The sequence below is a fragment of the Rhizobium sp. 268 genome (assembly GCF_036571585.1).
In the GTDB taxonomy this organism is placed as follows: Bacteria; Pseudomonadota; Alphaproteobacteria; order Rhizobiales; family Rhizobiaceae; genus Rhizobium; species Rhizobium redzepovicii.
The window spans coordinates 41316-67446 of the sequence record NZ_JAPPSO010000018.1; the positions used below are offsets into that span (position 1 = coordinate 41316).

Here is a 26131-nt window from a genome sequence, read left to right on the forward strand (position 1 = left end):
GCAATTTTGCCGAAGCTGTCAGGGACGGAATCTGGGCTAATTTGTGCGTCCCAGGGTGGAAAGGGCGTCCTGCAGTCTGAGTGCCGCAAGCGCCTCCGTCGCCTCATCCGGAGACCATCCCGCCTCCAGCGCGGCAGCCAGCACCAGCGATTCCGTTTGAAGCTCGAGCTTCTCATAAAGCGGCTCAAGGGCTTCGCGCGCTGTGACAAGATGCTGGTCCGGGGGAGTTATGGATGTCGCGGCAACCGTAGGCATGAAATGCTCCTCCTATTGAACGCTAAGGTTCGAAACCCATTAGGGGCATCCTTGTTCCGTCTTGTTTCGCTTCACATCGCCTTTTTGCCCTTCGGGCGGCGTTGCGAAAAAAGACGATACCACATATGGCGAAATTTCCTCCACCTTAGAAATGCGCGGATGAAAATTGCTGACGGGATCTTCCTGTGATCGCCGATCGTCCCCTGCCTAGTGACCGGGGCGTCCGGATCGAGCAGAAAGGCGACCAGCATGCTCGGGACCGCCGCTTCGGCGTCGAGCCTGCCACCCGATAAAGACAGCCCCTGCTCGCCTTCGGCGAACACCTGTGAACCGACGACAACGGACCCAGTGAAGACGTAGAAATAGAGGTCCCGGTCCTGCCTATAGGGGAATTCCACCTTTGCGCCCGCCTCCAGCCGGATGTCGAAGACGTCGACCGCGCTGCGGACATAAAACGGCGCGTCTTCCCCCTCGGGCCCGACCAGGTGCCGCCAGGCGTTTGCCGCGGCCGCCGGCAGCGGTCCGTACTGGATTTTCGGCTCGAGATCGGCTGCACGCGGTCGAATAAGGATCTGCAGCATCCGCAGCGGCCGATCGGATGCCAGCGTCTCTTCGGAATGCCAGAAGCTTGCTCCGGCATTTATCACCATCAGGTGGTCGCGGTCGATCACCAGCCGGCCGGTGGCCCTGTCGTCGTGACGCATGACGCTGTCAGGCACCCAGGAAATGATCTCGTCGTTCCGGTGCTCGTGCATCGCGATCTGCCGGCCGGGATCAAGGAGAGATTCGACGACCATGGCGAGAGGGCCATGGCCGTGATCGGTCGGCTTCGGCCTCAGCCATCCCGGCATGTTGACGTGCACGACGAAGCCGCCCGAGTCCCGCACCACGAATGTCCGTTCGCCCTTAAGCAGCATCGCATCCTCCGTGCTTGCAAGGCAGTGACGACACTAGGCCATGACAGCGCCGCGCCTCCATTGAGAAACGGCCGTTTTGAATTGCTGTCGAGGATAAATTATACGGCAGTCTTGCACCAGAAGAGCACGACCGATGCGATCGCCGACCACGCGATCCTCCCCGCCCGTAGCATGCTCGTTCACTCAGCTCTTATTTGTCGAGCCACATAGACAAGCATCCTGTCGGTGCTCCTTGCGCCGAGCAACGAAAGCGAAATATTGCCCGCGCAATCGGTGATTGGGAACGCCAACTGCGTGCAGCCGCTGAGGCCCGAGAGACACAGAAGCTTGACACAAGCGGAACGAAATGCGGCAAAACTTTCCGGTTCGGCATCGCGGGTTGGCGCGCTCATGGCCAAGGTCGGAAGAGCGACGACTACATTTTCGCCCAGCAATCGGTCGATTTCCCCGGAAAAGAGCTTGGCAATCGCACGCGCCTCGCGCACTTCCCAGTCTTCGAGGCGAGATCCTGACAAAAGGCGCGCGGCAATATCGGGCGCAATTGCCTCCGGGGCCTGCTCGAAGAGCGTTTTGTTGCTTTCCCAGGCCTCCTTTTGCAGGATGGTGATGAACGCCACAGCAAGATCCGCGAGGCTGAATGAGGAAATAGAGTCGATCTTGCGAATAGGCATGACCGCCGATCGAATGCTGGCGATCATCTCATCGGCGATCGCGCCGTCGATGGTTTCGAAGATATCTGCGGGAATGAGAATGGATATTGGTCGGTCATTTGCCGCGGGCATGCCGACGGCGCTCATCACCGCGTCCATGGGTTCCAGACTTCTCGTCATGAAACCCGGCACATCGAAACTTGGCGCCAGCGCACGCAATGCCCTGTTGTCGAGGCTTCCATGTGTCGGCCGCCAGCCGATGAGGCCGTTGATGGCGGCGGGCAGCCGGATGGAGCCGGACGTGTCTGTTCCAAGCCCGATATCCGCAAGGCCGGCGGCAACTGCGACGGCCGAACCGGAAGACGATCCACCGGGAATAAGGTCAGGATCGCGCGGGTTTCTCGGCATGCCGAAATGGACGTTGCCGCCGATGAGGGAATAGGCGAGTTCGTCCGTATTGGTTTTGCCGACGAAACAGGCGCCGGCATCCAGAAGCGCCTGGACCAAAGGCGCCGTCGCTGCCCTGATGCCCGATGCAGCGAGCACCGCGGCATTGCCGGCCGCAGTTGGATAGCCGGCAACGTCGAAAAGGTCCTTTACCGCCAGGCGAAGGCCGGAAAGTGGGCCGGTGGACGCATGGCCGACATCGACGTCGGGATAGGGCATGAATGCATTCCACCGGTCCTGCACTTACCGCTCCCTAGATCTTCAGATGTTGCAAGACACGGCTGCGGCTGTCCGGACCATTGGCGCTTTCGTCTTCGATCGCTCCAAGTTTGAGAATGGCCCAGCGATCCGCTACCGAAAGGGCGAAATCCAGGTTCTGTTCGACCAGCAGGATGGTCGTGCCGCGTTTCTCACGGTCGTCCCTCAACGCCTTGGCAATGTTCTGGACGACGGAGGGCTGCAGGCCTTCGGAGATTTCGTCGATTAGCAGCAGCGTTGGCCGCAGCATCAGCGCCCGTGCCAGGATCAGCATTTTCTGCTCACCGCCCGATAGCGTGCCGGCATTCTGGGTCAACCGGTCCTTTAGGAACGGGAAATAGCCGTAGACCCTCTCCAGGGCGGATGCCAGGTCCCGGTCGCCCTTTAGCGCCAGGCGCAGATTGTCGCGGATGGAAAGATCCTGAAACAACGGCAATTCCTGGGGCGCATAGCCGATTCCGGAAGCGATCAGCTCCGCCGGTTTCCTGTCGGTGATAGGGGCGCCATCGACCTCGATCTTGCCTTTGCCGACCCGCAGGAAGCCGAGGATCGTCTTCAGCAGCGTCGTTTTGCCCATGCCGTTTTTGCCCATGAGGGTGAGGATCTCGCCGGGCCGGATGGCGAGCGACACCTCATTGACGACATCGACCGCGCCATATCCGCTCGACACAGTGCTGAGCTCGAGTTTGAACGCGTCAGCCATGTGCGCCTCCTGCGTAGATGGTGCGAACCGTTTCGGAATTGACCACGTCATTCACCGTGCCGTCGAGAACCAGTTTGCCCTGATGGAGAACCACGATGCGGCTCGATATCTCACGCACGAAATCCAGATCGTGTTCGACCAGGATGGCGGCGAAACCCATCTCGTCCGTCAGTTTCTTGAGGATGGTGCCGATGGTCATGCGTTCGGTCTTGGTAAGACCCGCCGTTGGCTCGTCGAGAAGAATGATGCGAGGTTCCAGAGCGACGACCATCGCCAGTTCCAGAGCCTGCCTTTGACCGTGCGACAGCAGCGAGACCGGTTTGTCCAGCATGCCTGCCATGCCGGTGAGCGTCAGGATTTCGGCCGCAGCGGCCGGCAGCATGATCTCGGCGGACGATCGCATCGGGTTGGGCGTCTCGCGGCTGAGACGCGCCATCTTCAGGCATTCGCCGATGGTCATGCTGTCGAAGATGCTGGCGACCTGGAATTTCCGGCCGACGCCGAGTGCGACGATCCGTTCGGGTGCACGACCGGCGATATTGGTGCCGATGATATCCACTTGACCTTCGATCTGCTCGGTACCGTCCGAAAGACAACGCATCAGCGTGGTCTTGCCGGCGCCGTTCGGGCCGACCAGGCTGACGAGTTCTCCGGCGCCGATTTCCAGGTCGATGCCCTTCAGCACGGCCAAGCTGCCATAGGACTTGCCGAGACCGCGGATCGACAGAAGGCTTTTGCCTGCCACCGCACCATTCCTGGCGACGATGCGCGTCGGCAAGGACTTCAGGGCGCTGTTGGAGCTTGCGGACTTGAGGAAACGCGTCACCAGGGAGGCGAGGCCGCCCGGCAGAAGGATGATCATGATGACGAACAGCGCACCGACGATCAGCTGCCAGAGGAAGGGCAGATCGCCCGAAAGACTAGCGCTCAGATAGTCGATACCGATTGCGCCGAACAACGGCCCGATGATCGTTCCCCGGCCACCGAGCGCCGTCCAGACGACGAGTTCGGTTCCGAAGACGAAACCGGTATTCTCTGGTGCGACGACACCGGATGCATTGGCATAAAGGAAGCCCGCAAGGCCGCATACGCCGGCAAGAACGCCCGTCAGGACGATCTTCAACCGGGCCGGATTCATGCCCAGATAGGCGACTCGGGCTTCATTGTCGCGGATTGCCACAAGCAGACGGCCGGCATCCGACCGGACAAAGACGATCGCAACAATCGCCAATGCCAGTAGACAGGCGCCCGACAGGCGGAAGTAGCCGGGAAGCCCGAGCGGCAGAGTGTCGTAACCGACAAGGCCGCTCGATGAACCGGTCCAGGTGCCGCCCGAAAAGACGAGCTGTGTGACGACGATCGGCACAACGAGCGAGATCACGGTGGCGTAAAGCGGTGTCGATCCGTGATAGAACGACAGCCAGCCGACGGCGAGGCCAAGCACGAGCGGAACGAGCACGGCGGCCACAAGGGCGACGACGAAAAGCGCCGGGCTTGCGCCGATATGGGTGAGAACCATGGCGGTGGCATAGGCGCCGACGCCAAAGAATGCCGCCTGCCCGAAGGTGAGAACACCCGTATAGCCCCAGAGCAAGTCGACAGTGATCGCCAGCATGGCGTAGATCATCGAACGCGTCAGGACGTTGAGGCTGAAGCGGCCGAGAAACGTCGGTCCCAAGACGATCAGCAGGAGGGCTGCAAGCGCCAGCGCCAGTAGAAGGACAAGCCGGAGTTTTTGTCTGTCACGCACGGGCAAATCCTTTCGGACGTATGCGCAGTGTGATTGCGCAGAGGACGGCCACGGTGATGCCGCCGAGGATTGGGCTGAAATAGGTGCTGACGAGCACCTGGGCGGCCCCGAAGATGAGGCAGGCGCCGGCAAGCGCGGCGAACGAAGAGCCCGCGACCATCACCAGCATGAAGGCGCCCGTCAGCCAGGCGACGCCCATATTGGGATCGACGCTGGTCAGCGGCGCCAGCAGTACGCCTGCCAGGGCGGCAAGGCCGGTGCCGATCATGAAGGTCGCGAGCCGCACCTTTTCGGTGTCGATACCGAGTCCGCGCGCCAGTGTTTCATTCATGATGACTGCCCGGGCGGAAAGGCCAAGCCTTGTCCCATCGAGCAGCAAGGTGAAACCGAGGCCCAGACCGATAGCCGCGGCAATGGCGAAAAGGCGGTAGGCCGAGTAGCCGGTGCCAAAGAGATCGAAGGTGCCGGGCAGCAGCGCCGGCGTGAACTGCACGTCGCGGCCGAACCAGAGCGTGATCAACTGGCCGATGACGATGCCAAGGCCCCAGGTTGCGAGAATGGCGTCGAGCGGCCGGCGATAGAGAGGCCGCACGATGAAGCGTTCGGCGATACCGCCGAGGATCGCTCCGACTAGAAACGCGAAGGGAATGGCAAGCCACGGATTGAGGCCGAACCCGCTGACGACGACAGCGCAGTAAGCCCCGATGGTCAGCCACGCGCCGTGCGCGAAATTGATGATCTTCAGCACGCCGAAGATCGCAAGCAGCCCGGCGGCAACGATGAAGAGAATGGCCGCGGTGCTGACGATATCGAGAAAGAGGGTCATTTCTAGAACTCCGATGCTGGAGGCGGGGCACCCTGCCCCGCCTCGCTGGTTTCAGAGATTCGGGCACTGATCGCCAGGATCGACATCTTTGAAGCTATCGACGACTGCAACGCTGCCGTCGTCCTTTACCTGGCCAAGATACATCGTCAGCGGCGCGTGGTGCTGCTTGTTCATGGAGATCTTGCCGCGCGGACCGGTGAAGGAGACGTCGGGAAGGGCTTTGAGCACATCAGCCGTATCGGTGCTGCCGGCCTTCTCGACGGCCGCTTTATAGAGGTAGATCGCCTCATATTGCGGCACCGAAAGATCGTTCGGCGTGCGCAGTTCCTTGCCGAACTTCTTTTCCATGGCCGAGAGAAATGCCTTGTTCTCGGGGCTGTCGATGCCGGTGACGTAGGAAGCGGAGAGGAAGATGTCCTTGGCATCCGCGCCCATGCTCTTGGCGGTGCCTTCGTCGACCGCCAGATTGCCGTAAGGCAGGGTGACGCCGGACGAACGCAGCTGCTTGGTCAAGGTCACGTTCGGTGCGCCGCCGGCCGTCGAGGTGATGATGGCGTCGGCGCCGGAGGAGCGGACCTTGGAGATGATGGCCGTCCAGTCGCTGCCGTCCATCGGCAGATATTCCTCGCCAACGACCTCTCCGCCGGCTTTTTCGATATAGGCTTTGGCGAAGGTCAGCATACCGCGCCCGAAAGAATAGTCCGAACCGATCAAGAAGAACTTCTTGGCGCCCTGTTTGCCGATGAAATTGTCGACGACAGGCGGCACCTGCTGTTCAGGCACCCAGGCATTGACGAAAAGCTTGGCGTTGCAGGATTTGCCTTCGTAGAAAGACGTGTAGATATACGGCACGTCACCCTTGGAAATGATCGGCAGTCCGGCATTGCGTGCAGCACTCGTTTCCATGGAGATGACGGCGTTCACCTCCTTCTGGAAAACCAGGGAATCGAAGGCCTTTTGCGCGCCGGCGGCCCCGGATGCATCGTCGGCGATCTCAAGCGCCAGTGGCCGCCCGAGCACGCCGCCTTTGGCATTGATTTCTTCGACGGCGAGTTCGGCAGCCTGGACGACCGACGGGGCGACCACGCTGTTTGCGCCTGACAGCCCCACCGGCACGCCGATCTTGATTGGATCCTCGGCAAAAGCTGCGGTGGCGAATGCCGCTGATGCCAGTGTCAGGATGATGGTTTTCATTTGCATTTTGTTCCCCTTTCTTGAGTTGGGTCGAGATTACCCGTAGACATCGGCTCGGCGGTCGCTGAGCAGATGATTGAAGCTGTTGAGCGTGCGGGTCTCCGTGACGCTCGACAGATCGATTTTTGCAATCAGGATTTCCTCGCGATCGGCACTGGCCGGACCGGAGATGGGCCAGCCTTGCGGGCCGACGATAAAGCTGCGGCCGATGAAGGATTGGCCGCGCTCGACGCCGATCCGGTCGGCGCAGGCGATGTAAAGGCCATTGGTGTGAGCGGCTGCCTTGTGCAGGATGTTGGCCATCGGCTCCGCAACGCTTTCCGCACCGGGCATCGGCACCCAGTTGGTGGGCACACAGACCAGTTCCGCGCCGGCCAGCGCCAACTCGCGGAATGTTTCCGGAAACCATCCGTCGTAACAGATGGCGATGCCGATACGGCCGAAGGGCAGGTCAAATACCGGCAGCCCGATATCACCCTTTTTAAAAAGACGGTTTTCGTTGTTCCAGAGATGGAGCTTGCGGTATTTGCCGATATATCCCTCCGGACCGCAGAGAAGAGCGCTGTTATAAAACCGCTCGCCATCCTGCTCGGCAACGCCGCTGACGATGTAAAGGCCAAGTTCCCCGGCAAGGCGGCAGAGCGTCTCGGCAGTCGGGCCGCCGGGTACCGGACCGGCCAATGCGGCAACCTCGTCGCCGTCACGGAAGCTGTAGCCGCTGTCGGCCAGTTCCGGCAGAACGACGATCTCTGCGCCCTTGGCCTTTGCTGCCCTCGCCAGCCGCTCGATGGCGGCGAGGTTATGGGCACGATCGCCGACGATGGGTTCGAACTGGACGGTTGCGACGGTTGCCATCCGTGCGGTCGAGGTCTTGATGCTCAATCTCGTCTCCAAACGCAAAAAACCTCTGGCACGGAATTCAATCCGTGAACCAGAGGCTACATAGCCATGATGTTAATACGGCAGCCCTGCCGCTGAGCAAACCTGCTCGTTATCTTTAGGCTGGCACGAAAGAATACGACCGTCAAGCCGCTCTATTCAATATTTTCAAGACGTGCGCGACCACAACTCAAGGCTTAAATTTGCGTTTTTGCGCCGATCGACAGTCCAAGGCTTTTCATCGTGTCTTGCGCGGCAATGATCGATTCGGCGATCGTCGCCATCGGAACGCGCCTTGACGTCGCCTGATCGCGCAAGAGCTTATAGGCCGCCTCTTCATCGAGGCCATTCATGACCCGCAGCGCCGAAACGGCCTTTTCGACCAGCCGCCGGCTTTTCAACGTTTCCTCGAGTTTTTGCACCTTGCCGGCGAGCCGTTTTTCGTAGCTTTGCCGATAGCGTGCAAGCGCAAATTGCGTCAGAATGCCGAGCGGCCGCAGCGGTTTGCTGATAACGCCGTGGGCGTTGAGATCGATGATCGCCTGGAGTGCCGTCGGGCTCTCATATGTCAGGATGGCGATGACCGCCGTCTGTTGGAGATCGATGATCTCGAGCGCATGCTCGAGTTGGACATCCTCGACATGCAGGAAGACGGTGTCTATGTCGGGCGGCAAGGCAGGCGGGAGCGGCCAGGTCGCGCGAACCTCGCAGCCGAGGCGTTTGAGGTGGGCGATCAGCAAATTGCCGTCCTCGTCGCGCGGATGGACAACCAGAACGCGTGCGCGCCGCAGATCCTGAACGATCCGGCTTGGTCCCGCCATCTCAGGCCCCCAACCAAACATCTTCGAACCGCGAAGCGGTCAGGTACGGGTCCGGCCTGATCGGGCCGGGCGCCTGCCAGGCAATATCGAAAAGCCCGTCGGCCCGCGCCACGCCGATGCGGGGATGCAGCCAGAGATGCCGGGTATCGGCGTCAAAATTGATCCGCCCTTCCGGAGCAGAAAAATCCTCCAGGAGAATTTCCTCGGAAATGCGATGGGTCTCGAGCGAGCCGGCCCGGGCGAGTGCGCGGGCGAAAAGGTGAACCTGCGCATAGGCCGGCTGCGACCATACGCTGGTGGTGAAGTCCTGGCCGAAGCGGGCTTTAAACGCCGCCACGAAGCGCTCATTCGCCTCGTTTTCGACCGTCTGGAAATAGGTCGCCGAAAGAATATGGCCGGTGCAAGCGTCGGCTCCGATCTCGCGAATCTCGCTCTCGGCCATGGTCAGGCTGGCAATCGGAACCCGTTTGCGATCGATCCCCGCGTCGGCATACATGCGGTAAAAGCGCTGTGCCGGCCGGCCGACGATCGTCGAGAAAATGGCATCGGGCTCAAGACGGACGATATCGGAAATAACCGACCGCAAGGTTTGTTCGTCGGCATGAAGAGGAAGATATCGCTCGCTGACGACTTCACCGCCTTTTGCCTCGAGCACATCCCGCATCACCCGATTGGATTCGCGCGGATAGATGTAATCCGCGCCGACGAAGAGGATGCGGCGTCCATGGTGGCGCAGCAGATATTCTGCCAGCGCGAAAGTGTTCTGGTTGAGGGTGGCGCCGGTATAGACCACATTCTCCGAATATTCGAAGCCTTCATACATCGACGGATAAAACAGCAGTCCGTTGTGCCGCTCAACAATCGGCAGCACCGCCTTTCGGCTGGCCGACATCGACGCGCCGAAGATGATGTTGACGTCGTCGTCTGCGAGCAGCCGCCGCGCCAGGTTGCGATAAGCGGCCTGGTCCCCGCCCGGATCATAGGCGATCGGAACGATAGGCTTGCCAAGCACGCCGCCTGCTGCATTGACTTCCTCGATCGCAAGCGCGGTGCCAAGAAAGTGCTCGGTTTCCGTGATTTCGCTAATTCCGCTTCTGGAAAACAGCACTCCCACCCGCCATTCGGAGCTTGTCATCTTTGCCTTTTCCGAAATGTTGGAGGTTCGAACGCGGTGAATGCCTCAGTTCCGCGCTTTCGACTCCCATACCCTTAGTGCTTTTCCATGGGATCCTGCAAGCGGGTGCGATGCAGGTCGTTGCCGCAGACGGAGACGGGAACTACCGGCCATGAACCGTTGCGGGCATCACATTGCCGGGGATCGGACATGTATAGGCTTTGCCGCCGGTCCTTTCCCGCCACTCGGCTTTCGCGGCTGCCAGGAGGTCCGATGACGTCATCAATGCGAGCCCCGTCGTCGCAAGCGTCTTGGCCGCATGCGCCATGGCTTTGTGCGCGGCCGGGCTTTTTCCCTGTGCGACGACCTGCCATGTATGGGGATTGGTGCCGATCGCCCAGGCTGGCGCCCAGCATTGCGCGGTCGGCGTCACCCAGCTGACGTCGCCGACATCGGTCGATCCGGCCCGGAAATGCGATTGTCCCTCGAAATCGCGCAGACCGGTGTGCAAGGGCGTCGAGCCATCGACCTTGGCATTGGAGAACACATCGCCCCTGATCTGATAGAGGCGGATGCTGCTCTTGATCGCTTCCTCAGTGAAGGTGTCCTGGATTTTCCGGGCGAAGGCGATGTCGGCCTCGTCGAAGGCTATCGGCCCGAGCGTGACCATGTTCTCGTGCATTGCCGTTTCAAGCGTGATGTTGGGAAGAAGGTTCGTCGAGGCGGTGTCGAACACGCTCTCGACTTCGGTTTCGGTCATCATCGCAGCACCTCGTGCAACTTTCTCGACGCGCCCGGCAAGCGCAAGCGCCTGCGGCATGTCAGGCGCCCTGATCAGATAGAGAACCTCGGCGCTGGCCTGCACGACATTGGCGGCCCTGCCGCCGGTGTCGGTAATCGCGTAGTGAACGCGACAATCCTGCGGCATGTGTTCACGCAGGAAATTGACGCCGACATTCATGAGTTCGACCGCATCGAGCGCCGAACGGCCGAGATGGGCGCTGTTGGCCGCATGTGCCGCGACACCCATCGCGCGATCGATGCGCTTCTGGATCTGAAGCAGGAGCATGGACTTTTGGCGGGCGACATTGCCAGGATCGAGGCGAAAGTCGGCATATCCGCCGTCCGCAACCTCGCTTATCCCGAGCCCACCGATGAGATGCAGGCCCGCTTCTCGATGCAATACTGCCTGGCGACAGCTTTCCTCAATGGGGCTCTCAGCCTTTCGGACTTTACGCGGCAGGGGATCGGACGGCCGGAAATCCGGGAATTCATGCCGCGCATCGGCATGGAGTCCTATTCGGCCGAAGAGGAAAAAGGCGTGGAGCGGCTCCCGCATGTCGTCACGGTCACGTTGCGCGACGGGCGCATATATTGGAAATCACGTTTGCACGCCAAGGGGTCGCTCGAAGCGCCGATGAGTGATCACGAACGTGAAGTTAAGTTCATGGACTGCTTGCGCTGGGGAAATCGGAATGGGTACGACGCTGTTTTTTTCCTGCAACTTCGCAAGCTTGCCGATTTTGAAAACCTGTCCGGCGACGATCCCTTCTGGAGCCTGATTGCAGGCCATCAGTCGCTCTGACAAGCCACGACACGGATAGAAGGCGGGGAACCCGCCCCGCCCACTGCATCGTTCAGGCCACGCCCCTCTCAAGCAAGGTATTTCGTAAACCAGTCGACGGTTCGCTGCCAGGCGAGCTTGGCGGCCGCTTCGTCGTAGCGCGGCGTGGAATCATTGTGGAAGCCGTGGTTGACGTCGGGATAGACATAGGCCTCGTAGGTTTTCTGAGAGGATTTCAGCGCCGCTTCATAGGCCGGCCAGCCTTCGTTGATGCCCTTGTCCAGCCCGGCATAATGCAGAAGCAGGGGCGCCTTGATCTTCGGCACATCTTCGGCGCGCGGCTGCCTGCCGTAGAACGGCACGGCGGCGGCAAGTTCCGGATAGGCGACTGCCGCGGCATTGGCGACGCCGCCGCCATAGCAGAAGCCGGTGATGCCGACCTTGCCGGTGGTGAGGTCGCTCTTCATCAGAAACTCGACGGCCGCGAAGAAGTCGTTCATCAGCTTTTCCGGATCGACCTTCTGCTGCAGTTCCCGTCCCTTTTCGTCATTGCCGGGATAACCCCCGACCGAAGTGAGGCCATCCGGCGCTAGCGCGATGAAGCCGGCCTTCGCCACACGCCGTGCCACATCCTCGATATAGGGGTTCAGGCCTCTGTTCTCGTGCACGACCACCACGGCCGCGACTTTGCCGGTGGCGTTCTTAGGACGGACGAGATAGCCGCGGACGTCGCCATTTCCTTTCGGCGAGGGATAGGTGATGTATTCGGCCACGATGTCCGGATCGGTGAACTCGACCTGGGTTGCCAGCGCGTAATCAGGGCTCAGCGACGAGAGGATGGCGGCTGCCGTCAGCCCGCCGACGGCGAATTTGCCGGCCCGGTCGAGAAACTCGCGCTTGGTGATTTTCCCGTGCGCGTAGTAATCGTAGAGTTCGAGAATTTCCTGCGGGAAGTCCTTGGCTGTCATGCGGGTCATGATGGCTCCTCCTTGGCTTTGGGTTTCGCACCATCCTACACACGCAAAATCGTGACTCTTTTCAACATTTCGCGAGTTTGGCGTGAGCTTGCCGCAGCGATCGCCACTTGCGGCGGCAGAGGCTGATTTCGCCGCCGCCGCCTCAAGCGGTGCGCGCTTTTCCATTTGCAATCCGCGCCCTGCCTGTCGCAGCCGGCAATCGGCAGCCGCCTACCGATCTATGAAAATAAATTTCATACTCGTGCTGTGAGGCCCGTTTTCTATTGACGCCTCTCGTTTTTTGTCCCAACTTAAAGAAAATAAATTACCTAAACTGGGAACTTGATCGGCATGAAAGTGGGAATCATCGGGCTCGGATTCCGGCTCGGCTATCTCGGCTACGTCTTCAAAGCGATCGATAGCAGCTTCGACATTGTCGGCTATGTGGATCCGGATCCCGCCGGGCTTCCCGGATTGACGGAAAAGGGAATTTCGGTCGGCAAGGCATATGGCTCGCCGCAGGAACTGCTCGCCTCCGAAAAGCTCGATCTGCTGATGATCGGCTCCCCCAATCACCTGCACCTCGATCATATCAGGCTCGGGCTGCAAGCCGGCCTCAAGGTCTTCTGCGAAAAGCCGATCGTCACATCAATCGCCGAGAGCATCGAGCTTGCCCATCTGATGGCGAAGTTCGGTCACGAGCGGCTGATGGTTGGTCTGGTGCTGCGTTATTCGCCCCTCTACAAGGATCTGCGCGCCATCCAGGCCGAGGGCAAACTCGGCCAGATCGTCTCGATCGAGGCTTCCGAACATATCGAGCCCTATCACGGCGCCTTCTTCATGCGCGATTGGCGCCGCTACGAGCGCTATTCCGGCAGCTTCATGCTGGAGAAATGCTGCCACGACCTCGACCTTTATAATGGCGTCGTCGGCGCAAGGCCGGAGCGGGTCGCCAGTTTCGGCGGCCGCAAGAGCTTCATTCCGGCCAACGATCCGGCCCGCGAGGGTATCAACGATCTCGAGCTTTTCCACCGCAAGCCGAGCGGCTGGATGGGCTCCGACAAGGTCTTCGACAGCGATGCCGACATCATCGATTACCAAGTGGCGATCGTCGAATATGAAAACGGCGTCGGCATGAACTTCCACACCAATCTGAATGTGCCCGATCAATTCCGCCGCTTCGCCATCATGGGCTCGCGCGGCATGGCCGAAGGCGATTTCGTGCGCGGCTATCTCGATGTGCATGAGCAGCTGACCGGCAACAAGGTGGTTGAAAACAAATATGCCGCCACTGAGCTCTCCCAGCATTACGGCGCCGATGAGCAGATGGCGAGCGACCTTTTGGAAAGCGTGCGCACCGGGCTCGAACTGCCCGTGTCCACGCTGAATGCGCTCGAAGCCGGCATCCTGGCGCTGGCGATGGACGAAGCGAGGATGAAGAAAACCGTCGTCGACCTGCGTCCCATCTGGGACCGCTTCGACGAGGCCCTTCACGCAAGAGCGGCTTGAGGACGACGGCAAGATGAGTGTCCAAAGAAGCGCCTTCATCTTCGCCTGGATCCTCCTCCTTCCGGCCGTTCTCTATGTTCTCGCCATCGTCGCCTATCCCCTCGTCGATACCTTCATTCTCTCCTTCACCGATGCGTCGCTGAAGAAGACCACCAACTGGGTCGGCTGGGTCAATTACGAGAAGATCTTCAACGCCACCTTTGCCGAGGTCATCTTCCGCACCTTCGTCTGGACCTTCTTCTCGGTCGCGCTGAAAATGGTGATCGGCACCTTCGGCGCGACGATGCTGAATGCCGCCGTACCCGGCCGCTCGCTGTTCCGGCTATTGACCATGCCGCCCTGGATCGTGCCGATGGCGATCGGCATCTTCATGTGGGGCTGGATGTATAATGGCCAGTTCGGGATGATATCGGGCGTTTTGCAGCGCTTCGGTCTGGTCGACGGTCCGGTCGCCTTCCTCGCCTATGGCAGCACCGCCTTCTGGGCGACGATCGTCACCGACGTGTGGATCGGCGTACCGCTGGTGACGATCTACTTCCTGGCGGCGATCCAGTCGATTCCGAAGGATCTCTACGAGGCCGCCTGGACCGACGGCGCCGGCCGCTGGTACCGCTTCCGCCGCATCACTCTGCCGCTGATGGTGCCCGCCATCATCACCATGTCGATGCTGTCGCTGATCGCCACTTTCAACTCTTTCGACATTATCTGGATCCTGACGCAGGGCGGGCCGAGCGGCGAGACGACGACGATGATCATCGACACCTATCAGACCGCCATCGGCTCGAAAAAATACGGCGAAGGGGCAGCGCGCGCCGTGCTGATCTGCATCTTCCTGTCGCTCTTCTGCTTTGCCTATTTCCGCGTCACCCGCCGCCTCAACCCGGAGAAGCGCGCATGAGCAGTGCTGCCATGATCGACCGTTACCGCTGGTGGGAAATCATCCTGATCTATTGCGGCATCGCCTTGTTTCTGTTCTTCGTGCTGGCGCCCTTCTTCGAAGGTTTCATGGTGTCGCTGAAGCCGCTCAGCCAGCTCTTCTCCTCGCCCTACCGCTTCTGGCCGGAGAACGGTTCCTTCGAAGCCTATCGGACGATGTGGGTCAGCGTGCCGGGTTTCGGGCGCTATATCTTCAACTCGTTCTTCATCTCGATCATCGTCACGCTGATCGTGCTCTGCCTCGTCATTCCGGCGGCCTACGCCTTCGCGAAGTTCGAGTTCAAGGGCATGGGCATCCTGCTCGGCGCCTTCCTGACGGTGAACATGTTCTCCGGCGCCGTGCTCTTGATCCCGCTCTTCCGGCTGATGCGCAGCATGGGCGTGCTCAACACCTATCTCGCCATGATCGTGCCTGGCGTGGCCTTCCTGATCCCCTCGGCGATCTGGCTGCTGCGTACCTACATGATCCGTATCCCGCAGGAGCTCAACGAAGCCGCCTATATGGATGGCGCCAGCCACTTCTACACGCTGCGCCGCGTCATCCTGCCGATTGCGATGCCGGGGATCATCGTCGTCGCCATCACCACCTTCATCGGCGCTTACGCCCAGCAATTCATCTTCGCGCTGACCTTCAACTCGAAGACCGAATACATGCCCCTTCCGGTGGGTCTCTTTGCTTATTTCGGCAAGCAGGAGGTCATCTGGAACGAACTGATGGCGGCTTCCTTCGTCGGCATCGCGCCGGCGATGGTCGTCATCTTCTTCCTTCAGCGCTACCTTGTCGGCGGGCTGACCGCCGGTGCGGTGAAACAATAAGACCAAAAAACGAGTGAACAGCTAACACAAGAACGGGAGTCACGACGTGAGCATAACAATCAAGACAGGCCTTATGGCGCTCGCTTTGCTCGGTTCGACGGCATTGACTGCGGTCACTGCCCATGCGGCCGACAAGGAAATCAGCTGGATCTATTGCGGCGACACGATCGACCCGGTCCATACCAAATACATCAAGCAGTGGGAAGAAAAGAACGCAGGCTGGAAGATCACGCCTGAGGTGGTCGGCTGGGCGCAGTGCCAGGACAAGGCAACGACGCTCGCTGCCGCCGGCACGCCGGTGGCGATGGCCTATGTCGGCTCGCGCACGTTGAAGGAATTCGCGCAGAACGACCTTATCGTTCCGGTGCCGATGACCGATGATGAGAAGAAGACCTATTACCCCCACATCGTCGATACGGTGACCTTCGAGGGCAACCAGTGGGGCGTTCCGATCGCCTTCTCCACCAAGGCGCTCTACTGGAACAAGGATCTCTTCAAGCAGGCCGGCCTTGACCCCGAGAAGCCGCCGAAGACCTGGGCCGAAGAAATCGAAATGGCCAAAACCATCAAGGAAAAGACTGGCATTCCGGGCTTCGGTCTTTCCGCCAAGACCTTCGACAACACGATGCACCAGTTCATGCATTGGGTTTACACCAATAACGGCGCGGTGACCGATGCCGACGGCAAGGTCACGCTCGACAGCCCGCAGATTCTCGCCGCGCTGAAGGCCTACAAGGATATCGTCCCCTACTCCGAAGAAGGCCCGACGGCCTATGAGCAGAACGAAGTCCGCGCCATCTTCCTCGATGGCAAGGTGGCGATGATCCAGGCTGGTTCGGGTGCCGCCGACCGCCTGAAGAAGACGCAGATCAGCTGGGGCATCACGACGCTGCCGCTCGGCCCCGATGCCAAGGGCCCCGGCACGCTGCTGATCACCGACAGCCTGGCGATCTTCAAGGGCTCCGGTGTCGAGGACAAGGCGACCGAGTTCGCCAAGTTCATCACCTCGCCCGACGTCCAGTCGGAATACGAGCTGCAGGGCGGCGCCGGCCTCACCCCGCTGCGTCCTTCGGCAAAGGTCGACGAGTTCGTCGCCAAGGATCCCTATTGGAAGCCGCTCATCGAGGGCATCAGCTATGGTGGTCCCGAGCCGCTGTTCACCGACTATAAGGGCTTCCAGAACTCGATGATCGAGATGATCCAGTCGGTCGTCACCGGCAAGGCCGAGCCGGAAGCAGCGCTGAAGAAGGCTGCCGGTGAAATCGAAGCCTTCAAATAAGCCCTCCTGAGGCTCCCTGGGGTCGCGGCACGAGCCGCGGCCCCTCCCCTCTATTGAATGTGCGACGAAGACCGCCGGCGGAGACAGATTTTTGGGACAGCTCCTTCTCAACAAAGTTCAGAAATTCTACGGCGACTACGAAGTTCTGAAGGGCGTGCAGCTCGAGGTGAAGAACGGCGAGTTCGTCGTCTTCGTCGGGCCGTCGGGCTGCGGCAAATCCACGCTCTTGCGGATGATCGCCGGCCTCGATGCGACGACGGCTGGAGATATCGTCATCAACGGCATCAGGGTCAACGACCTGCCGCCGGTCAAGCGCGGCATCGCCATGGTGTTTCAGTCCTACGCGCTTTATCCGCACATGACGGTCTTCGAGAACATCGCCTTCCCGCTTCGGGTCGAGAGGATGGAAGAGGAAAAGCTCAAGGCCAAGGTGGAAAACGCGGCGCGCATCCTTCACCTCGAACAGCGGCTGCAACAGAAACCCGGCATGCTGTCCGGCGGCCAGCGCCAGCGCGTCGCGATCGGCCGCGCCATCGTGCGCGAACCGAAAATCTTCCTGTTCGACGAGCCGCTCTCCAACCTTGACGCAGCACTCCGCGCCGACATGCGCATCGAGCTTGCCAAGCTGCACCGGCAGCTGAAGGCGACGATGATCTATGTGACGCACGACCAGGTCGAGGCGATGACCATGGCCGACCGCATCGTCGTGCTCGATGCCGGAAATATCTCGCAGACCGGCGCGCCGCTGGAGCTTTATCACAAGCCCGCCAACCAGTTCGTCGCCGGCTTCATCGGCAACCCGAAAATGAATTTCCTGTCCGTCACCTGCAGGGGCGTCAGCGCCGCCGGCGTCGAAGTCGATTATCTCGGCCAGACCGCCGTCCTGCCGGTGAGGGCGCGCGACGGCATGGCCGGCAAAACCCTGACGCTCGGCATCCGCCCGGAGCATATCCAGCTGAACGGCGGCGATATCGTCTTCACCGTGACCCCGACCGTCATCGAGCGCCTCGGCGCCAATACGGTCGCCTATGCCTCGCTCAACGGCGAGGCCGAGAATTTCTGCGCGATGCTGCCCGGCAGCGTCGGCATCCGCGCCGATGCCCCGGTTGCCACGGGCATCAATGCCGCCGACTGCCATCTCTTCGACGAGGCGGGTATTGCGTTTGAGCGGCGGGTGGAATTGACTGAAATCGATATGAACGTCATCAACCCGACGGCGGCTTGAAGCTGACGGTGTGTCGGCGGTTCGGCTTGCCAGTCGGCCAAGCGGGGGGACGTGACACTCGAAGCAATTGCTTGCCCCGTCGGCAGGAGGGCTGTTTTTCACTAACGAACTTATTGGCGGATCTCCCGCAGATAGCAGAATCTCGCGTGCACATTTGGGATGTCATCGGGGGATATGACTGCATTGCGCCTCCTTATCAGTCGCAATGGCAGACCTTGCCATTGCCGCAGAGCGGACTTCCGTTCGTTTTGACGTTAGAGCATCTGGACACGATTGCGGTCATCCAATCGACACGCCAACGCTGCCCCGGTCGTGCTCCGACTTTCGCAGACCGGCAATCACGACCAGCAGGCGAGGCATCACCTCAGAGCGTGTCGATCAGTCCTCCATCGACGCGCATGGAAGCCCCGGTCGTCGCGGATGCCAAAGGCGACGCCAGATAGGTTACGAGGTTGGCGATTTCCTCGACGCTTGCAGCTCGTTGGATGATCGAACTGCCACGATGCTTCTTGACGAAGTCCGCCGCTACCTCCTCGATCGGCTTGCCCGTCTTCGCACGCTCTTCGGCAAGCATCGCCTCGACGCCTTCGGACAGTGTTGGGCCGGGGAGGACCGAGTTCACGGTAACGCCGGTACCAGCCATGCGCTTGGCGAGCCCGCGGGCAACCGCGATATCGGCGGTCTTGCTGACGCCGTAGTGAATCATCTCCACCGGAATGTTAAAGCCGGATTCCGACGCGATGAAGATGACGCGACCCCAGTCGACGTTCTGCATGCCCGGAAGGTAGGCACGCGAAAGCCTGACGGCCGACATGACGTTTACCTGCCAGTGGCGATCCCACACCTCGTCGTTCGCCTCGAAGAAGTCGAGCGGTTGAAAAATACCCGCGTTGTTGATGAGGATGTCCACATGAGGAACCTTGGCGACGAGAGCGTCACACCCTTCAGCGGTTGCGACATCGGCTGCAACGGCGGCTACGGTGCCCCCGGCACCTTCGCCTTTCAGGCGTTTGGCGGCATTTGCGGTCTTTTCTTCTGACCGCCCGTTGATCACCACGTCCGCGCCAGCCCTTGCGAGCTGGCGGGCGATCGCGTAGCCGATACCTTCGGTCGATCCGGTAATAAGAGCGGTCTTGCCTACGAGGTCGATCTGCATCTGCTGCTCCTTGTGAGGTTGGATAGAGAACGTTTGAACTTGCGGTCGGTCTCGGTCATCGAGCCACCCGTCGCTGTTGCTGCAAAGCGGACATGACGCAGTGACAACGCGGCTCGCCGTTGCGCCAAAAGCCGCCATTCCGCCCCATGCGGGTGCTTAGATCACGAATTCCTCCTCGTATGTCTGGGGCTCGGGAACGACCGTAACCTCCACCGGAACGATCCAATTGGCCGCGTAGCTCTCGCAGTCGGAACGCTGGAGGTCGGGCTGCACGCATCCAGCCCCATCGATCGCGCGACATCGCAGTATATATCGCCCCACTTTTTCAGGGGTCCACATGTATTCCCACAAGCGCCATGCGAAGGGACTTTCTGTTTCGAGGAGCCTTCCCTCGCGCCAGCCCCTGCCATCTCCGGTGCAGACCTGCACCTGCCGGATGGCAGCCTCTCCGCTCCAGGCGGCCCCGAAAATCCGATACGGTTGGCCGGCGACGAGACGCGTCCCCTGCACGGGACGCGCGATCTGCGCTTTGACCTCCATCTCCGCAAGGGGGACCAGCCTTGGTTCCCCGAGGCTGCGCTCCCAACGGAAATAGTCGCGCGCCTGCCAGTAGCCAAGGAATGGTTGCTCCACAACCGTGATATCAGTGATCCACTTGACCCAAGCCATGCCGAACCAGCCACCCACGACCGCGCGTAGCGGGTAGCCGTGATCGCGCGTCAACGGCTCCCCGTTCATCGAATAGGCAAGGATCGTGCTGTCAGCGATGGCCTTCTCAAGCGGTAAACTGCGCGCAAAAGCGATGGGGCCCGGAGAAGCCGTTTTCTTGCTCGTGTCGACGACGCCGCTGTCTGCGCCTACGAGCAGAACCTCACGTGCGGTTCGCTTAACGCCCGCCATTTCTAAAATCTCGCGCAGAGGAACACCTGTCCACGCGGCATTGCCGACGGCTCCGTTCTGCCACTGCAAACCCTCCTTCGGCGGCACATAGTAGACGCGCCCGTTCCCTGCGCACTCAACGACGGCAGTCAAAGTCGTGCTCCGCATCGCCTTGATGCTGTCGAGGTCAAGTTCGATCGGCCGCTCCACCGCCCCGCTAACGCGCAATCTCCAGTCTCGGGCATCGAGGTCCGGCGACGGGAAATGGTTTCGCACGAAGAACAGCTCGGTTGGGATCAGCCAATCGGAGAGCGACGCAAACGGAAACTCGATATTCTCAGGGGATTTCTGTCGAACTATTAGGCTGGGCCGCTCTGGTGTCGGCATCGTCCTCGTCTCCCTTCCAAGAGGTCGCGCGAATTCCGGTGCGATCACACCGCCCCTCGCAGTGCATCTGTCGCATTCCGCCTTCGACCGCATTCTAGCAAATACCGCAAGTTCCTCGGATCAACCTCGAACGGCAGCAAGTGCCCGAATGCTGCAATAGGCCCACTCTCTGTCGCGCCCCGCTTACCGTTCACGCAATACCGCTGGAGAAGACCAGCAACATATTGTTGGTAGGCATCTCGATCGTCTCGCGGAGACTAAGTCCAGCGGCCTCACCCACTTTTTCAAGATCAGCCATATCACGCACCCCCCAGGATGGGTTGCGCTCCCTTAGAGCCGCATCGAAAGCAGCGTTCGAGGGGGCGTTGTGTGCCCCGTCGCGCATGAATGGGCCGTAGAGAAGAAGAAGCCCACCAGCGTGAAGCAAACGGCCAGCTCCTGCGAACAATCCTAAGCTTGCCCCCCATGGCGCGATATGGATCATATTGATCGACACGATGGCGTCAAAATGCCCCGTTTGTTCGACGCCCCATTGTCCCGAGCACACATCAATATCCCGCGGTGCCAGCACATTCTTCAGTCCTGCAAATTTGATCCAGCTAGACGTGCTGGTGCGGGCGTCGGCATCCGGATCGCTCGGCTGCCAAGTGAGGTCGGGCATTGCTCCCGCAAAACACACGGCGTGCTCGCCGGTCCCACATCCAATCTCCAGCACGACGCCATGAGTTGGAAGGACACGTTTTAGGACCGCGAGGATCGGCACCGAATTTCGCGCAACGGAAGGTGAGAACATGCGCTGGTCGGCGCTTACGTCGCGCTGTTCCAGCGCGACAGACGAACGGTCCTTCTTCTCTGGGGGCATTGGCCTTTCCCCTTTGGGCGATGTCTCCCACCCTATAGCTGAAATGATGAGACTGAAACCAAGAATTTCGGACTTACGAAGGGGGCGTCGACTCACCTGTCCACCTATCCTAGGCGCAATGAAGTCATCCCGCAGCGCGCACGTTTTTGCGATATCAGCAACTGCATCCTTGCTGATACCGAGATCGCCAACAAGTCACGAATACAGCGCCCTGCGCCGCTCAGAGGCATTTCGCCCTCAACCGCAGCGGCCCCCTACCAAACCAGCCCGCGGGCCGCGACTTCCTCGACCCGAGTCACCACCCCACCCCGATGAAACACCATCGTATCGAACAGGTTGGAAACCACGCAGGTGTGGTTCGGGACGATGAAGAGCTTCTCGCCAATCTGCGGCCGGGGGCCGATGCAGTTTGCAAGATCGATCACGCCGTGTTCTTCCGAGAGGCTGGTGATGCGCGCTTGGGGATAGCCGACGATCAGGCCGTAATCGCTGAACCCCTGGAGGTCCGAGGTCAGCGCCTTCGAGCCGGCGTCGATGACGGCGCGGTCGGCGGTCGGGCGGGAGACGACGGTGGCGAGCACGTGCATGGCGCAATCGTCCTCGCTGCAATGGCCCATGCGCACCATCTGGCGGTCGTTATAGATATAGGTGCCGGCGCGGTGTTCGGTGGCGGAGGTGACGAGATGCGCCTCGAACAGGCTCGGCGTTCCGCCATTGCTGACGATCGGGCAGGCGATGCCGTCGGATTGCAGGAGGTCCAGCGTCTCGGTGATGAAAGCTTCGACGGCGGCCGCCGCTTGCGGCTTGGGATAGGTGACGATGCCGCCGAAGGTGAGGCCATCGGCAGCGGCGATGCGCCGGGCGAGCGCGACGGCTTCCTCCGGTGTCTGCACGCCGCAGCGGCCGCCGCCGGTGTCGCATTCCACCAGCACCGTCAGCGCCTTGTGGCCGGAGAAATGCGCGGCGAGCCCGTCGACCGTCGTTTCGCTGTCGGCGACGACCTTCAGCCCCGGGATTTTCTCGTTCAGCTTTGCCAGGCGCTCGAGCTTCTGCTGTCCGAGAATATTGAAGGTGATCAGGATATCGCCGAAGCCGGCAGCGGCGAAGACCTCGGCCTCCGTGACCTTCTGACAATTGATGCCCTTGGCGCCGGCGGCGACCTGGGCGACGGCGAGCGCCGGGATCTTGTGCGTCTTGATATGCGGGCGGAAGTTCAGGCCGTGCTCATCCATATAGGATTGAACGCGGGCGATGTTGGCAGCCACCCGGTCCTCATCGATCACCGGGCGCGGCGTCGAGAGATCGGCGATCCTGTCGCCTGCCTTGGCGACGACGGCAAAGCTGGCATCAGGCATCTAGGCGGCTCCGCGTTCTCTTCTATGTGGATCGGCGACGATCGGCCATATCGTCTTCGGCGCCCGCCGATACGGCGTCGTCGCCGGATTATTGGGATAGGGCGTTCCGGCGGAGCAGTAAAGGATCTCGGCGGCGATCCTGGAGAAGGAGGCGAAGAAGTGATTGGTGGATTTGATCACCAGGATCTTCTGCTTCTCGGGATCGATGCCCATCACCGAAAACAGGCTGGGATCGAAGCTCTGGGCGCGCGTCGAATTGAGGATGATGTCGATGCCGTCGAGCACGATATGGGCGGCATCGCCGAAGGGGGCGAGGCTCTCGCCGAACTGCATCTCGGCATTTTTCACCAGCCTGACGACCTTGACCGTGCCGTCGATCGGATTGCCGGTGCCGGGCGCCGACTTGGCGCCGAAGCGCAGCGGAATTTCCGCCCCCTCGCCCGCCGCAAAACAGATCTGCACCGCCATCGGATCCCAAATGGTGCCGATCGCGGCACTCGTGACGCCGCGGGCCATCAACTCGGCGAGGATGACGGTCGCGTCGCCGGCCGTGCCGCCGCCCGGATTGTCCCAGACATCGGCAATGACGACCGGCCATGCGGTCGCAGCCATCGCGCGCGCGACGGCTTCCTTCTCGTCGATCTGCGGCACCATGAAAGTGCCACGTTTCGAAAACAGTTCGAGGCCGAGGTCGCGCGCCAGGGCGGCGCCCTTTTCCGGCTTGTTGTCGGTGACAACCAGCAGCTTCGTTCCCATTTCGGGAACGTCGCCGACCATGAAGCCGTGGATCACTGAGATCGACAGGATATCGGGATCATCCTTCTCGATCCGCATGATCTTGTCGACGAAGGAGCGCATCGGCTCGCGCGAGGTCGGGAAGACGTCGATCATCCGGCAGTCGAACACCGAGATCACAGGCTTGACCCGGCCTTCCAGCGTGTCGACGGCGATGCGCCAGAGATCCTCGGCGCGGTCGACGAAGTCCGTATGCGGAAACTCCTTGAAATAGACGGCGAAATCGAGGGCGGCGACGCGTTTGGCCGTCAGGTGGCTGTGCGGATCGAGCTCGGCGCAGATGAGAACATCGGGACCGACGATCTCACGCATGCGCTGGAGAAGATCGCCTTCCGTATCCTCATATCCGGCCGCCACCATGGCGCCATGCAGACCCATGACGACGGCATCGACCGGCATTGCTGCTCTCAACTGGTCGAGGATTTCATCGCGCAATTCCTCATAGGTCGCCCGGTTGACGAGGCCGGCAGGATCGGCCCAGGTGGCGGTTCCCTCGATCAGCTGCCAACCTTTTTCTTTGGTGACGCGCCTGCCGACGGTGATCGGCGCGGTGCAGAGCGTCGGCGTTTCCGGATGCTCGCCGGGCGGCGCATAAAGCGAGGCTTCGAATGCGCGGCGATCCACGCAGATCGGGGAGAAAGTATTGGTCTCGGTCGCCAATGCCGCCGTGAAAATGCGCAAGAAAGTGGCCTTCGTGTTGTCGGCCCCGCGTCACCCCATCGGGTTCGGCAGGTAGCCGGTGAAACCTGAGATCTTCCAGCGCCCCTGGTGCAGCCGGCAATAATAGAGCGTCTGCCATTGCAGGACGTCGCGGGTGCCGTCAGCCTTGGTAATGCTGCCGTCGAATTTCTTGCGCACCAGCGCCATCTCGCCTTCGATCTCGATATCCTCGAGCGTCGTCGTGGTGAAGATCGCCGTGCGCGCATCTTCTGCGAGGCGCTGCTCGGCAAAATCCTTCGCCTGTCTCAGCCATTCCTGGCGATAGGCCGACAGCGTCGGAAAGGCCAGGCGCCACCTGTCGGGGCTGACCTGCTTCTGGGCGTCGATGCCGATGAAACCCTCTTCGACGAAATCATGCTCGACCTTCGACCAGTCGGCGGCGAGAAAAGCATCGATATCGCGCGGAACGAGCATTTCCCAGATCGCCTGCCGGGCGCTGTCGGAGGGGAAGGGATTCTGGAAAGGGTCGCGCATATTAGCCCCGGATTGAAATTCTTTTCATAATCCATGTTTTTCACTGGTCAAATTCTGCTTTCTATGGTCATTTGTCAACTTATCAAGAAAATAATTTGCAAGGACTTCAGCATGCCCATCAAGCGCTATGGCACTGTTCAAACGGGGGCCGGCGGCAAGGCGCTGCCCTTCGCGCGTGCGGTCGAGGCTGACGGATGGCTCTATGTTTCCGGCCAGGTTGCAATGGAAGATGGCGAGATCATCGACGGCAACATCATCGCCCAGACCCACAAGACGATCGCCAACGTGCTGGCGATTCTCGATGAGGCCGGATACGGCGTCGAGGATGTCGTGCGCGTCGGCGTCTGGCTCGATGATCCGCGCGACTTCTGGACCTTCAACAAGATCTATCAGGAGTATTTCGGCGAACATCCGCCGGCGCGCGCCTGTGTGCAATCGTCGATGATGGTCGATTGCAAGGTTGAGATCGACTGCGTGGCCTATAAGAAGAAGGGTGCATAGAGAATAAGGGCGGGAGCGGCTTTGGATATCTTTTCGACATTGCAGGAAGACAAGGGCCGGCTCTCTCCCTCCGAAAGCCGCATCGCCGAGATCATCGTCAACGATTTCGAGTTCGCCGTGAATGCCTCGATCATCGAGCTGGCCGAACGCGCCGAGGTATCGCCACCGACCGTCACCCGCTTTTGCCGGCGGCTGGGCTGCGAGAGCTTTTCCGATTTCAAGGTGCAGCTCGCCCGCACCGCCCATATCGGCGTGCGCTATCTGAAGCCAGAATCGAAAAGCACCGATCCGGCCGATGTCGCCCAGGATATCATCACCAAGGCGCAGAATGCGCTGTTTCTGCTGCACCGGTCGCTCGATCTGGCCGCGATCGAAGCCGCCGTTTCGTTTATCGCCAAGGCCGATATGATCTACGCCTTCGGCTCGGGCGGCAATTCGTCGATGATTGCCGACGAGCTGCAGAACCGCCTCTTCCGTCTCGGGCTTCGCATCACCGCCAGTTCCGATCACAGCATGCAGCTGATGATGGCGGCTGCGGCCCGGCCGGGCGATGTGCTGATCGGCTCGTCCTTCTCGGGGCGCAATCTGGAGCTGGTGCGGGCCTTCGAGCTTGCCCGCGGCGCCAAGGTGAAGACGATCGCGCTGACCCAAACGGCAAGCCCGGTTGCCAAGGCGGCCGAAATCGTCGTGCCGATCGACCTGCCCGAAGGCAACAACATCTATCGCCCGACTTCGACGCGCATCGCCTACATCGCAACGGTCGATATCCTGTCGAGCTTGGTCGCCTACGCCGTTCAGCCGAAGGCGACGACCACGCTGCGGCGTATCAAGCAGCAGCTCGTCATCCACCGCGACGGCGACGACCGGCAATTGCTTGGAGATTGAGGCTCATGAACGGGAGCG

General features: G+C 60.7%; 24 protein-coding genes and 2 pseudogenes. 8 read left to right on the forward strand and 18 right to left on the reverse strand.

The genetic code is table 11. The features are described 5' to 3' along the window. Positions 1 to 36: 36 nt before the first annotated feature. From OS035_RS28240 to OS035_RS28290, 11 genes and pseudogenes are all read right to left on the reverse strand, one after another. Positions 37 to 255, reverse strand: coding sequence for a hypothetical protein (locus OS035_RS28240; RefSeq protein ID WP_097629041.1), 219 nt, complete (start codon positions 253 to 255; stop codon positions 37 to 39). Between the two features lie 71 nt (positions 256 to 326). Next, on the reverse strand, positions 327 to 1172 hold the full coding sequence (locus OS035_RS28245) for a pirin family protein (protein ID WP_183778230.1): 846 nt from the start codon (positions 1170 to 1172) through the stop codon (positions 327 to 329). A gap of 179 nt (positions 1173 to 1351) precedes the next feature. Beyond that, positions 1352 to 2512, reverse strand: a complete 1161-nt coding sequence (locus OS035_RS28250) for an amidase family protein (RefSeq protein ID WP_183778232.1) — start codon at positions 2510 to 2512, stop codon at positions 1352 to 1354. 10 nt (positions 2513 to 2522) lie between these two features. Further along, a complete protein-coding gene (locus OS035_RS28255; RefSeq protein WP_183778234.1) occupies positions 2523 to 3230 on the reverse strand; it encodes an ABC transporter ATP-binding protein in 708 nt (235 codons plus the stop codon). Next, positions 3223 to 4980 (reverse strand): ABC transporter permease subunit, encoded by a 1758-nt coding sequence (locus OS035_RS28260; protein WP_425517700.1) that lies wholly within the window; start codon positions 4978 to 4980, stop codon positions 3223 to 3225. Before OS035_RS28260 ends, OS035_RS28255 begins: the two co-directional genes overlap by 8 nt. After that, entirely contained in the window at positions 4973 to 5806 is an 834-nt protein-coding gene (locus OS035_RS28265) for a branched-chain amino acid ABC transporter permease (RefSeq protein WP_131710811.1), read from the reverse strand. The genes OS035_RS28260 and OS035_RS28265 overlap by 8 nt, the downstream gene beginning before the upstream one ends. A 51-nt stretch (positions 5807 to 5857) precedes the next feature. Continuing rightward, positions 5858 to 7006, reverse strand: coding sequence for a substrate-binding protein (locus OS035_RS28270; protein WP_131710810.1), 1149 nt, complete (start codon positions 7004 to 7006; stop codon positions 5858 to 5860). 30 nt (positions 7007 to 7036) lie between these two features. After that, positions 7037 to 7882 (reverse strand): nitrilase family protein, encoded by an 846-nt coding sequence (locus OS035_RS28275; RefSeq protein WP_097629047.1) that lies wholly within the window; start codon positions 7880 to 7882, stop codon positions 7037 to 7039. A 194-nt stretch (positions 7883 to 8076) separates the two neighbouring features. Beyond that, positions 8077 to 8700, reverse strand: coding sequence for an ANTAR domain-containing response regulator (locus tag OS035_RS28280; RefSeq protein WP_097629048.1), 624 nt, complete (start codon positions 8698 to 8700; stop codon positions 8077 to 8079). A 1-nt stretch (position 8701) separates the two neighbouring features. Beyond that, positions 8702 to 9835, reverse strand: a complete 1134-nt coding sequence (locus OS035_RS28285) for a transporter substrate-binding domain-containing protein (RefSeq protein ID WP_097629049.1) — start codon at positions 9833 to 9835, stop codon at positions 8702 to 8704. A 142-nt stretch (positions 9836 to 9977) separates the two neighbouring features. Further along, positions 9978 to 10850, reverse strand: a pseudogene (locus OS035_RS28290) (amidohydrolase); the annotation flags it as partial. On the opposite strand from OS035_RS28290, the pseudogene OS035_RS28295 reads away from it, so the two are divergent. Then, positions 10830 to 11399 (forward strand): annotated as a pseudogene (locus tag OS035_RS28295) (MmgE/PrpD family protein); the annotation flags it as partial. The pseudogenes OS035_RS28290 and OS035_RS28295 overlap by 21 nt on opposite strands. A gap of 68 nt (positions 11400 to 11467) precedes the next feature. Here the strand turns inward: OS035_RS28295 and yghX are convergent. After that, the gene (gene yghX, locus OS035_RS28300; protein WP_097629058.1) at positions 11468 to 12355 is read right to left on the reverse strand and encodes a YghX family hydrolase; all 888 of its coding nucleotides are present in this window, start codon (positions 12353 to 12355) and stop codon (positions 11468 to 11470) included. Between the two features lie 330 nt (positions 12356 to 12685). On the opposite strand from yghX, the gene OS035_RS28305 reads away from it, so the two are divergent. The 5 genes from OS035_RS28305 to OS035_RS28325 all read left to right on the forward strand — a co-directional run bounded on the left by OS035_RS28305 (position 12686) and on the right by OS035_RS28325 (position 18099). Further along, on the forward strand, positions 12686 to 13843 hold the full coding sequence (locus OS035_RS28305; protein ID WP_116409423.1) for a Gfo/Idh/MocA family protein: 1158 nt from the start codon (positions 12686 to 12688) through the stop codon (positions 13841 to 13843). Between the two features lie 13 nt (positions 13844 to 13856). Then, entirely contained in the window at positions 13857 to 14741 is an 885-nt protein-coding gene (locus OS035_RS28310; RefSeq protein ID WP_049735830.1) for a carbohydrate ABC transporter permease, read from the forward strand. Continuing rightward, the gene (locus OS035_RS28315) at positions 14738 to 15595 is read left to right on the forward strand and encodes a carbohydrate ABC transporter permease (RefSeq protein WP_003594798.1); all 858 of its coding nucleotides are present in this window, start codon (positions 14738 to 14740) and stop codon (positions 15593 to 15595) included. The genes OS035_RS28310 and OS035_RS28315 overlap by 4 nt, the downstream gene beginning before the upstream one ends. A gap of 73 nt (positions 15596 to 15668) precedes the next feature. Beyond that, positions 15669 to 16874 carry an ABC transporter substrate-binding protein gene (locus OS035_RS28320; protein ID WP_097629061.1) on the forward strand — a complete coding sequence of 402 codons (1206 nt, stop codon included), beginning with the start codon at positions 15669 to 15671 and terminating at the stop codon, positions 16872 to 16874. Positions 16875 to 16965: 91 nt separating this feature from the next. Further along, complete coding sequence (locus tag OS035_RS28325; protein WP_331814308.1) at positions 16966 to 18099, forward strand: ABC transporter ATP-binding protein; 1134 nt, start codon at positions 16966 to 16968, stop codon at positions 18097 to 18099. Between the two features lie 364 nt (positions 18100 to 18463). Here OS035_RS28325 and OS035_RS28330 read toward each other — a convergent pair whose 3' ends face one another. The 6 genes from OS035_RS28330 to OS035_RS28355 all read right to left on the reverse strand — a co-directional run bounded on the left by OS035_RS28330 (position 18464) and on the right by OS035_RS28355 (position 24727). After that, positions 18464 to 19255 carry an SDR family NAD(P)-dependent oxidoreductase gene (locus OS035_RS28330; RefSeq protein ID WP_097629063.1) on the reverse strand — a complete coding sequence of 264 codons (792 nt, stop codon included), beginning with the start codon at positions 19253 to 19255 and terminating at the stop codon, positions 18464 to 18466. Between the two features lie 156 nt (positions 19256 to 19411). Next, a complete protein-coding gene (locus tag OS035_RS28335) occupies positions 19412 to 20521 on the reverse strand; it encodes a sulfite oxidase (protein WP_331814309.1) in 1110 nt (369 codons plus the stop codon). Positions 20522 to 20711: 190 nt separating this feature from the next. After that, the gene (locus OS035_RS28340; RefSeq protein ID WP_183778248.1) at positions 20712 to 21383 is read right to left on the reverse strand and encodes a DUF938 domain-containing protein; all 672 of its coding nucleotides are present in this window, start codon (positions 21381 to 21383) and stop codon (positions 20712 to 20714) included. Between the two features lie 254 nt (positions 21384 to 21637). Then, on the reverse strand, positions 21638 to 22738 hold the full coding sequence (locus OS035_RS28345) for a D-TA family PLP-dependent enzyme (protein WP_183778250.1): 1101 nt from the start codon (positions 22736 to 22738) through the stop codon (positions 21638 to 21640). Next, on the reverse strand, positions 22739 to 24214 hold the full coding sequence (locus OS035_RS28350) for a M81 family metallopeptidase (RefSeq protein WP_097629739.1): 1476 nt from the start codon (positions 24212 to 24214) through the stop codon (positions 22739 to 22741). Between the two features lie 30 nt (positions 24215 to 24244). Further along, positions 24245 to 24727 (reverse strand): hypothetical protein, encoded by a 483-nt coding sequence (locus OS035_RS28355; protein ID WP_183778252.1) that lies wholly within the window; start codon positions 24725 to 24727, stop codon positions 24245 to 24247. 111 nt (positions 24728 to 24838) lie between these two features. Here OS035_RS28355 and OS035_RS28360 point away from each other — a divergent pair, with 111 nt between their 5' ends. Further along, entirely contained in the window at positions 24839 to 25228 is a 390-nt protein-coding gene (locus OS035_RS28360; RefSeq protein ID WP_054184612.1) for a RidA family protein, read from the forward strand. A 21-nt stretch (positions 25229 to 25249) separates the two neighbouring features. Next, on the forward strand, positions 25250 to 26113 hold the full coding sequence (locus OS035_RS28365; protein WP_097629737.1) for a MurR/RpiR family transcriptional regulator: 864 nt from the start codon (positions 25250 to 25252) through the stop codon (positions 26111 to 26113). The last annotated feature ends 18 nt before the right edge of the window (positions 26114 to 26131 follow it).